Source organism: Pseudomonas sp. LBUM1661 (assembly GCF_059695925.1).
In genome coordinates, this window is sequence record NZ_CP166794.1 from 5,799,502 (window position 1) to 5,810,000 (window position 10,499).

Genomic DNA, 10,499 nt, shown 5'->3' on the forward strand with positions numbered 1-10,499 from the left:
CATCCCGATGATCGAACCCAAGCGCGTCTTGCGCGCCCTCGCTGAACACTGGGCACTTCTGGAGCCACTGTGCGAGCATTTCGACCAAGGCACCCTGAGCCTCAACGAACTGCGTTCACAGTTGGCCGCCCAGCAACTCGACAGTATGCCGCAGGACATCACCAGCCTGCTGGACGTGTGGATCCGCCTCGACATTCTGGTCCCCGTGGCGAAAAGCCCGAACCGTTTCGAGCTCAATGCGCAGATTCACGACTTCCTCGCTTACCTGCGCCGTGAGCATCGGTTGGGCCTGTGCCTGGAAATCGAAGCCTATTTGCGCCACCTCGAACGCCTGGCCGGTTACATCCAGGACGCCTTCGACATCCGCGACGGCCACGACCTCGCGCGCCAATTGCGCCTGCTGGACATGCGCGTACGCGATGTTCTGAAGAAACTCGCCAACGACGAACAGGCCTTGGTGGCCGTCGCCGAGCGCGCCAAGACCAGCGACCGGCAGATCCCGTTGCGTCAGCGTTACGCGGAAGTGCTGGCGACGTGGGACGAATACGTCGAGCCGATGATTCAGTTGGTGAACGCCGACGGCGCCTTCGAACAAGGCGTGCGCAAGGTCGAGAACGTGCTGCTGAAGATGCTCACCGAACAGCAGCGTCTCGGCCATCTGGTCGACGACGACATGCTGCTGCGCACCCATGCGCGCATCCTCGAAATGCAGACCAGCGCCCAGCTGACCCTGCGCCACGCCCGCGAACTGCTGCTGCCGCTGCGTGAAGAAGCCCGCCGCCATAACGCTGTGACCCGTGGCGCGGCGCTGGCGCTGTCGGCCATTCGCCGTAAAGGCATCGATGCCGTGCCGCAAGCGGCGATGCCGATGTTCACCCGGCCGCAAAGCACCTTTCTCGGCAGCGCCAGTCAGGTCGAAGCCTACGTGTACGCACTGGCCCGTTTCGAGCCGAAACCAGCGCGCTTCCCCAAGGCCCACAAGACGCAGAAAGGCGAAGCGCCACGCGCGCCACGGACCGTTCGGGAAATGCTCGAACGCTGCGAAGACGCCCTGCCGATGCCGGACCTGATGACCTGGTTGCTGGAGCAGGAACCGGACGGCGCCACCGACGAATTGCTCTATTGGTTCTCGCGCCTGTCGCGGGAAAAACGCTTCAAACGCGAGCGTCTGGAACGTCGCGATTACCACACTCACGAGCATCAGGTCAGCCTGCGCTCCTTCGCCCTGCTCTCGGCTGGCGACTGCGCCGCCGAGGATTCTGCGAGCACCCCACATGCATCTTGATCTATCCGAACTGTCCCAGCTGGCGCCGATCTTTCGCGAGCTGTTCAAGGGCTACCACGTCAGCCGCCGCGACCCTGAGTTGTACGCGCAACTGTCGAATTTCCAGGATCAATACCGCACGCTGTTCAGGGCCTTGGGCTTTGAACTGGTCTGCGACACCCGTGGTTTCTATTACTTTGTACCGGACCTCGCTGCGGCTGCGGTGAACAAGACTGCGCAACGTCTGGCGCTGTTCACCTTCATCCTCGTCGAGCACCTGGCCGATCAGGGCCGCGACCCGGTCGCCGTGCTCGACGGTGGCAGCCTCGGCCGCGATGAATTGCCGTCGTTGCTGGAAAAGTACCGAGACCTGTTCATCCAGGCCGAAGTGCAGACCGTCGAAGAACTCGAAGAAAAAATCATGCGTCGCATGACTCAGCTCGGCTTCGCCGGCGAAGAAAACGGCATCTACCGTTTCCTGCCTCCGATGCACCGCTTCCTTGATGTGTGCCTGTCGGTCCAGCAGGACCGTGACCTGGCGGCGAGCCTGCACAGCGTGCTGCCATTGCCGGCGCCGGTGTTGATCGATGACGACAGCGACGAAAAGCTCTTGGAAACCGATGACCCGCTCGATCTGAGTGACTTCGAAGAAGAAAGCGAAGAAGACGCCATGGCCCGTGCCATTGCCGAAGAACAGGAGACCGACGCATGAGCAAGGAACGCTACGGCATTCGCCGCTTCGCCCTTTTGAACACCGCCGGTTACAGCCTCGGCCTGTTCCCGCTGGAAGAACCTCTGTCGGTTTACGGCGCGAACAACCTCGGTAAATCTGCCTCGATCAACGCCTTGCAGTTCCCGATTCTGGCGCGCATGTCGGACATGAGTTTCGGCAAGTACAGCCTCGAACAATCCCGGCGTTTCTACTTCGCCTCGGACACCAGTTACATTCTGGTTGAAGTCTCGCTGCCCCACGGCCCCCATGTGATCGGCGTGGTCGGTCGCGGCCCGGGCGGCGGTTTCGGTCACCAGTTCTTCGCCTACGCCGGCAAACTGGACCTGGCGCATTACCAGAAAAACGATACCTGCCTGCGCCAGAAAGAACTGTTCACCAACCTTGAGCGCGAAGGCCTGAAAGCCTACGAACTGAAGCCCGACGAACTGCGTCGTTTGCTGGTTGGCGGTCACACCTCGATACCGCTGGACCTGACGCTGATCCCGCTGCGCTCCACCAGCGAGCAGAGCCTGAAAACCTTCCGCGCATTGTTCATCAACCTGCTGCACATGCGCGAAATCACCGCGGCCAAACTCAAGCAGCTGTTCCTCGATGCCTTCGAACACAGCCTGCGTTCCGGCAGTGTCGACTACATCGCCGCGTGCGAAGAAGCGTTTCGCGATGTACGACGCATGGAGCAGGACTACAACTCGCTGGTCACGGCCGGCCCCTTGGTCGAAGCCCTCGCGGCAGGCGTGACCCAGCGCAATATCCTGCGCGGCAAATTACACCGGATCTCGCCTCTGCTCGATTCCTTGCTCGGCACCTGGTCCGACTACGCCAGTGCGCGCAAGGAAGAGCTGACGATTCAAGCCGAGCATTACCGCAACGAGCAGGACGCGCTGCAAAACGATCAGCGCGGCGGCACTCAGGAGCTGATGCGTCTGGAGCGGGAAATCTCCGGCATCCAGCGCTGGCTCGGCGAACTGTCGGTGCTCAAGCATCGCTTCGCCCTGATCACTGACGTCAAAGTCCTTGAGCAGCAATTGCTCGCCGCCAAGGATGCGCACGACGAATTGGCCGGTGCGCTGGCCCAGTCGCGGCAGTTCAGCGCCGAAGACCTGGAAGAACGTCTGCGCGATCTGGAAAAACGCCTGAAGTCGGTGAAGCAGCAACTCGATCACGCCGACAACAACAGCTACGCCCGCTTGCGTGAAGAGTTCTCGCAGCAGGACGTCGAACGCCTGATGCGTTTGTTCAACAGCGCACTGTTCAGCCTGCCGCTGGGCGAGCACGGTATTGCGCTGGACGAGGACGGTCAGTGGGTCAAATCCATGGAGCTGATCCTCGACGGCTTCAAAGGCGAGCGTTTCGAAGTGCCGGGCCTGTCCATCGACCTGTCGCACATCGAACCGCCAGCGCTGCAAGCCCTGGCTGACCGCGCGGCCTTGCGCGATCAGAAAGAGCGCCTGGAGAAAGAACTCAAGCAGCTTAAAACCCAGGCGGCCGTGGCCGCCGACCGCGCCGCGAGCAAAACCCAGACCGAAGCGCTGTACCAGCAAGTGCTGGACGCGCAGAAAGCCCTGGAAGACTTCCGTCGCGCGCAAACCCTGAGCGCCGAGGAAGGCGACAAGCTGGAACAACTGGCGCAGATGGAAGCCGCACAAGACGAATTGAAGCGTTCCAGCGACGCCTTCACCGAGCGTGTCCAGCAACTGTCGGCCAAGCTGCAACTGGTCGGCCGCCAGATCGGCGACATGGAAGCCAAGCAACGCACCCTTGACGACGCCTTGCGCCGCCGTCAGTTGTTGCCGGCAGATCTACCGTTCGGTACGCCGTTCATGGACCCGATCGACGATTCCATGGATAACCTGTTGCCGCTGCTCAACGACTATCAGGACAGCTGGCAGGGTTTGCAACGCAGCGATGGTCAGATCGAGGCGCTGTACGCTCAGGTCCGTCTCAAGGGTGTGGCCAAGTTCGACAGCGAAGACGATATGGAGCGTCGCCTGCAACTGCTGATCAACGCCTACGCGCACCGCACCGACGAAGCCCTGACCCTCGGCAAGGCACGTCGTGCGGCGGTCACCGACATCGCCCGGACCCTGCGCAACATTCGCAGCGACTACGACAGCCTTGAACACCAACTCGCGTTGTTCAACCGCGAGATCAACAAGCGTCAGGTCTCCAACCTGCAGAGCTTCCGCATCGTGCTCGCGCCGAACAAGGAAGCGCTCAAGCACATTGACCAGATCATCCACAGCGCCGGCCAGTACGAAGAAGGCGAAACCCTCTCCGTCTTCGACCTGAGCCAAAGCGCCGATCAGGACAACAAGAACGAAGAAGCCAAGGAATACCTGGCGCGGCTGGTCGCGGCGAACCACAACCAGCTTGGTCTCAAGGATTTGTTTGAACTGGCGTTCGAGATCACCAAGGTCAACGGTCAACCGGTGATTCACACCGACATCGACGGCGCGGCGTCCAACGGCACCACCATGACCATCAAGGCGCTGACCAACATGTACTTGTTGCTGCACTTGATGGACCGCGACCAGGCCGGTCGCGTGCGCCTGCCGTACTACCTCGACGAGGCGGCGGACATCGACGAGAAGAACCAGGCCGCGCTGCTGGAAACCAGCCTGCAACTGGGCTTCGTGCCAATCCTGGCGAGTGTGAAGCCGCAGGTCTGCGCCAGTGTGGCGATTGACCTGGAAGGCGGCAGCGGACCGAACGGGATCTACATCGACGAGGCGGACTGGAAGTACATTCGTCGTCACGATGAAGTGAAAGCGACCGTTGTGGCGCAGGCGGATGAGCCGGAGCTGGATGCGGTTTGAGTTGAACCGTTAGAAACGAAAAAGGCCGCGATCCAATGGATCGCGGCCTTTTTTGTGGGCAAGTCTTTCAGCGTTCTTCAGGGCCTCTTCGCGGGCAAGCCCCACATTTTTGACCGTATTGGTTCAGACAACTCGGTCAAATGTGGGAGCGGGCTTGCCTGCGAAGGCGTCATCACAGACGCCAATTAACTATTTGCCGATGGCGATCTTCGGCGCCCAGGTCAGCCATTCATCTTCAAACTTGTCGAACAACGGGAATGTCTGTTCAGCCCGCGCCGGGCTGCCCATACGGTCACCGTCCGGCGTGGCGAACGCAATGCCACCCTGGATCAGCGTCTCAAGCGACTCGGTCCGCATCGTCGCGCCTTTGAACAAACCGTAGTCGAAACCAAAACCACTGGTGTTCCAGAACCGGGTGCCGCTGCGCACCAATGCGGCGTACTTCGGCTCGATCAGAATGTGCACCAACACACGATCCGCCGTCTGGCCCAGCTCATAGCCGGTCACCTTGCCCACGGTGACTTCGCGATACGTCACCGGAACGCCGGTTTTCAACGAACCACGACGAGCCGCGCTCAGCACCAGGCTCAAGCCGGCTTCAGACTTCGCGCTCTCTGGCGGGTTGGCCAGGGCCACGAAGTTCTTCTGTGGCCCGAGGTTTTTCGCCGCCGGTTGCACTTCGATGTATTGCCCGGTGACCAGCGTTTCAAGGTTCGAGGTTTTGATCAGGCCCAGTTCAGGCTTGACGATCCAGAACTGACTGCCAACCCGAGCAATACGCTCTGGCACTTCGGTGATGCGTGCAGTCAACAGCACCGATTGCAGATCGTCACTCAGATCGACATCTTCAATCTTGCCGACATCCAGGCCTTTGAATCGGATCGGCGTGCCACTGCGCAGGCCATCGGCGCGATCAACCTTGATCGTCACCACCGCGCCTTTTTGCGTCGCATCGTCGTGACTGGCAAATAGACGGAAACGCGGGATGCGCTTCTGCAACGGCGCCTTGGCTTCCGGGGTTTCGAAGGCAATACCGCCGGCCATCAGGCTTTGCAGCGATTCACTTTTGACCTGGATTCCGCCGGTCAGTCCACCCGTCAGCGTGATACCGCTGGCATTCCAGAACCGCGTCGAGGCGTTGACCAGCCCTTCGTATTCCTTCTCGATGTGAACACCGATCACCAACTGCTTCTTGGTCCGGGAGAATTGATAGCTCTGGACCGAACCGACCTTGACCTGCTTGTAGAGAATCGGGCTACCGACTTCCAGCGAACCGAGGTTCTCGGTGAACAACACCAGGTGCAGGCCCGGCGAACGCAGATCCAGCGGCGGCGCCTTGGGCCGCGCTACAAACTCGCGTTGCGGTGCTGCGCCTTTGTCACCGGGGCGAACGGCGATGTAGTTACCTTTGACCAGGGCTTCCAGGCCGGTGATCCCGGCGAGGGAGATCGACGGTTTGACCACCCAGAACTGAGTGCCTTCGACCAGATAATCCTCGGCCAGTGGATCGAGGGTCAATTCGGCGGTGGCACCGGACAGGTCCGGATCGATCTTCAGAGCTTTGAGATTGCCCACCTGGATGCCTTTGTACATCACCGGTGTGCGGCCAGCCTGCAAGCCTTCGAAGTCACTGAGTTTGACCTTGACCCGAATACCGGCGGCGGCCGCATCGAAATCTTCGTAGAGACGAAACGGCAGGCTCGGGTCGGTGGGCGGACTGTCCTTGCGGTTTTCCGGCGTGGCGAACGCAATACCGCCAGCGACGATGCTCGCAAGGGATTCACTGCGCACTTTTACACCCGACAGGTTGGCGTCGATGCTGATGCCGCTGGCGTTCCAGAAACGTGTGTGTTTGCGCACCAGTTTGGCGTAAGTGGGCTCGATGAAGACTTTGAGCTCAACCGTGCTTTGGTCTTCGGACAGCAAGTAGCTTTTGATCTGGCCGACCTTGATCTGCTTGTAGAACACCGGGCTGCCGCGGTTCAGCGAGCCGAGGCGGTCAGCCTTGATGGTCAAGTGCAGACCAGGCTGGGCGTCCGACAGTGGAGGCTCTTCGGCCAGGGCCTTGAACTTGCGAGTGGGCTCGCCTTCACCGGGGCTGATCGCCACGTAATTACCCGAGACCAGCGTCTCCAGGCCAGTGATACCGGCCAGGGTCACGCTCGGTTTGACCAGCCAGAAGCGCGTACTGGTCCGCAGATAAGGCTCGACGTCTTTGTTCATTTCGACGGTGGCGATCACCCCTTTGGAGGCGCCTTCGTCATCGAGTTTGAGGGTTTTCACCTTGCCGACCGACATGCCTTTGTAGACGACTTCGGTCTTGTTGGCCTGAATGCCTTCACCGCTTTCAAAGCGCACCTGAATCTCGATACCGGTCTCGTTGTAGGCACGCCAGCCGAGCCATCCGCCGATGATCAAGGCAATCAGGGGCAGCACCCAGATGGCTGACCAGTTCGAGGCCGGTCGGGTTTTCGCTGTAGGCAAATCAGTCATGGTCGTCGTCCGACTCCGTGTTATCCCAAATCAGTCGGGGATCGAAAGTTACTGCGGCAAGCATCGTCAAAATCACCACGCTGGCGAAAGCGATGGCGCCTAGATTGGCTTCGACGCTGGCAAGCCGTCCAAAATTCACAACCGCCACCAGGATGGCAATCACAAAGATATCGAGCATCGACCAGCGGCCGATGAACTCAATAAAGCGGTACATCCAGATGCGTTGGCGAGCCGAGAGCGGCTGGCGGCGCTGCACGGAAAACAGCAGCAACCCGATGCCCACCAGTTTGAACGTGGGCACCAGGATACTGGCGATGAAAACCACCGCAGCAATCGGAATCATGCCGTGCTGAACCAACTGGATCACACCGGACATGATGGTGCTCGGATCACCCTGCCCCAGTGAGCTGACAGTCATGATCGGCAGCACGTTGGCCGGGATGTAGAGGACAGCTGCAGTCACCAGTAGCGCCCAGGTACGCGTCACACTGTTCGGACGACGGGCGTGAACCAGCGCACCACAACGGGTACAGACCTGCTCGTCGGTATCAGCTTCCTGCTTGTTCAATTCATGGCATTCGGCGCAAATCAGAATGCCCGCATCAATCGCCCGCATGGGCATCCTCTCCTGATAAAGCCTGCCAGATCTGATGAGGCGACATCACGACCTCCAACCAGACCTGGACCAACAACAAACCAATAAAGCATGCCAGACCCAGACCTACGGTAATGGCTGCCATATCTGCCAGTTTTACAATCGCCACCAGTACGCCCATGAGGTAGACCTCGAGCATTCCCCAATCCCGAAGGTGGTGGTAAATGCGGTAGAGCAGCAAGCCGTAGCTGCGCCCGATGTCGAAGCGAATGCTCAATAGCACGACCAATTGGCAAAGCAGCTTGAGCAGTGGGATCCCCATGCTGCAGAGAAACACCACGACGGCTACGCCCTGCATGCCGGTATCGAACAGCCCGACAACCCCGCTCCAGACAGTATCGTGCGACGACTGCCCGAGTAGATGGAGCTGCATGATGGGTAAAAAGTTCGCCGGGATGTACAACAACAGAGCAGCGAGGACCAAGGCGAGACTGCGCTGCACAACGTTATGCCGATGGGCGTAGAGCTCGTAGCCGCAGCGCGGGCACAGCGCTTTCTCGCCATGGGCGAGTTCGGGTTTGCGCATCAGCAAATCGCACTCATGACACGCCACCAAGTCGTCCAGCGGTAATTCTGACAGCCCTGGGGCGTCAACCGGATCTGGCATAAAGGCTCTGGCTCCGAAAAAGTTGGACCTATTCTAGTGTCACGGATCGAAAATAACTGTGCAAATTTGTGCTGTGGTTCGATCACGCTTTTCCAGCGGGCAAAACAAAACCCCTACCTGCATACGCAGATAGGGGTTTCGGAATTTAATCTTGACGATGACCTACTCTCACATGGGGAAACCCCACACTACCATCGGCGATGCATCGTTTCACTGCTGAGTTCGGGATGGGATCAGGTGGTTCCAATGCTCTATGGTCGTCAAGAAATTCGGGTACCGAGTCGTGGCCGGCTGGCCGCGCTTCAGCAAATTGGGTAAGTGATAGCTTTCGGTGTTTTGCAAGATCTCGAACTTTCGGTTCGTTTCGTCTTCACACACCGCAATCTGGTGTCCCTTTTCATTTATAAAGAAGGGTCAGCAAATTGCTTGGGTGTTATATGGTCAAGCCTCACGGGCAATTAGTATTGGTTAGCTCAACGCCTCACAGCGCTTACACACCCAACCTATCAACGTCGTAGTCTTCGACGGCCCTTCAGGGGACTCAAGGTCCCAGTGAGATCTCATCTTGAGGCTAGTTTCCCGCTTAGATGCTTTCAGCGGTTATCTATTCCGAACATAGCTACCCGGCAATGCCACTGGCGTGACAACCGGAACACCAGAGGTTCGTCCACTCCGGTCCTCTCGTACTAGGAGCAGCCCCTCTCAAATCTCAAACGTCCACGGCAGATAGGGACCGAACTGTCTCACGACGTTCTAAACCCAGCTCGCGTACCACTTTAAATGGCGAACAGCCATACCCTTGGGACCGGCTTCAGCCCCAGGATGTGATGAGCCGACATCGAGGTGCCAAACACCGCCGTCGATATGAACTCTTGGGCGGTATCAGCCTGTTATCCCCGGAGTACCTTTTATCCGTTGAGCGATGGCCCTTCCATACAGAACCACCGGATCACTAAGACCTACTTTCGTACCTGCTCGACGTGTCTGTCTCGCAGTCAAGCGCGCTTTTGCCTTTATACTCTACGACCGATTTCCGACCGGTCTGAGCGCACCTTCGTACTCCTCCGTTACTCTTTAGGAGGAGACCGCCCCAGTCAAACTACCCACCATACACTGTCCTCGATCCGGATAACGGACCTGAGTTAGAACCTCAAAGTTGCCAGGGTGGTATTTCAAGGTTGGCTCCACGCGAACTGGCGTCCACGCTTCAAAGCCTCCCACCTATCCTACACAAGCAAATTCAAAGTCCAGTGCAAAGCTATAGTAAAGGTTCACGGGGTCTTTCCGTCTAGCCGCGGATACACTGCATCTTCACAGCGATTTCAATTTCACTGAGTCTCGGGTGGAGACAGCGCCGCCATCGTTACGCCATTCGTGCAGGTCGGAACTTACCCGACAAGGAATTTCGCTACCTTAGGACCGTTATAGTTACGGCCGCCGTTTACCGGGGCTTCGATCAAGAGCTTCGCGTTAGCTAACCCCATCAATTAACCTTCCGGCACCGGGCAGGCGTCACACCCTATACGTCCACTTTCGTGTTTGCAGAGTGCTGTGTTTTTAATAAACAGTCGCAGCGGCCTGGTATCTTCGACCGGCATGGGCTTACGCAGTAAATGCTTCACCCTCACCGGCGCACCTTCTCCCGAAGTTACGGTGCCATTTTGCCTAGTTCCTTCACCCGAGTTCTCTCAAGCGCCTTGGTATTCTCTACCCAACCACCTGTGTCGGTTTGGGGTACGGTTCCTGGTTACCTGAAGCTTAGAAGCTTTTCTTGGAAGCATGGCATCAACCACTTCGTCACCCAAAGGGTAACTCGTCATCAGCTCTCGGCCTTAGAATCCCGGATTTACCTAAGATTCCAGCCTACCACCTTAAACTTGGACAACCAACGCCAAGCTGGCCTAGCCTTCTCCGTCCCTCCATCGCAATAA

6 protein-coding genes and 2 rRNA genes (1 of these 8 running past the window's edge) are annotated in these 10,499 nt (G+C 58.6%); 3 read left to right on the forward strand and 5 right to left on the reverse strand.

Annotated features, from left to right (window positions below; translation table 11 throughout):
• Nucleotides 1–7: 7 nt before the first annotated feature.
• Genes mksB through mksF form a run of 3 tightly spaced genes read left to right on the forward strand, consistent with a single transcriptional unit; the run spans nt 8 to nt 4,813 of the window.
• Nucleotides 8–1,285 (forward strand): Mks condensin complex protein MksB, encoded by a 1,278-nt coding sequence (mksB, locus tag ACA057_RS26610; protein WP_497343651.1) that lies wholly within the window; start codon nt 8–10, stop codon nt 1,283–1,285.
• Nucleotides 1,275–1,976 (forward strand): Mks condensin complex protein MksE, encoded by a 702-nt coding sequence (gene mksE / locus ACA057_RS26615; protein ID WP_497343653.1) that lies wholly within the window; start codon nt 1,275–1,277, stop codon nt 1,974–1,976. Before mksB ends, mksE begins: the two co-directional genes overlap by 11 nt.
• On the forward strand, nt 1,973–4,813 hold the full coding sequence (gene mksF / locus ACA057_RS26620) for an Mks condensin complex protein MksF (RefSeq protein ID WP_497343655.1): 2,841 nt from the start codon (nt 1,973–1,975) through the stop codon (nt 4,811–4,813). Before mksE ends, mksF begins: the two co-directional genes overlap by 4 nt.
• 189 nt (nt 4,814–5,002) lie before the next feature.
• Here mksF and ACA057_RS26625 read toward each other — a convergent pair whose 3' ends face one another.
• The 5 genes from ACA057_RS26625 to ACA057_RS26645 all read right to left on the reverse strand — a co-directional run.
• The gene (locus ACA057_RS26625; RefSeq protein ID WP_497343657.1) at nt 5,003–7,306 is read right to left on the reverse strand and encodes a PqiB family protein; all 2,304 of its coding nucleotides are present in this window, start codon (nt 7,304–7,306) and stop codon (nt 5,003–5,005) included.
• The gene (locus tag ACA057_RS26630; protein ID WP_401360662.1) at nt 7,299–7,922 is read right to left on the reverse strand and encodes a paraquat-inducible protein A; all 624 of its coding nucleotides are present in this window, start codon (nt 7,920–7,922) and stop codon (nt 7,299–7,301) included. The genes ACA057_RS26625 and ACA057_RS26630 overlap by 8 nt, the downstream gene beginning before the upstream one ends.
• On the reverse strand, nt 7,909–8,568 hold the full coding sequence (locus ACA057_RS26635) for a paraquat-inducible protein A (RefSeq protein ID WP_095130325.1): 660 nt from the start codon (nt 8,566–8,568) through the stop codon (nt 7,909–7,911). Before ACA057_RS26635 ends, ACA057_RS26630 begins: the two co-directional genes overlap by 14 nt.
• A 149-nt stretch (nt 8,569–8,717) precedes the next feature.
• Nucleotides 8,718–8,833 (reverse strand): 5S ribosomal RNA (gene rrf / locus ACA057_RS26640).
• Nucleotides 8,834–9,005: 172 nt separating this feature from the next.
• Nucleotides 9,006–10,499: ribosomal RNA gene (locus ACA057_RS26645) — 23S ribosomal RNA — on the reverse strand; it runs 1,398 nt beyond the window's last position.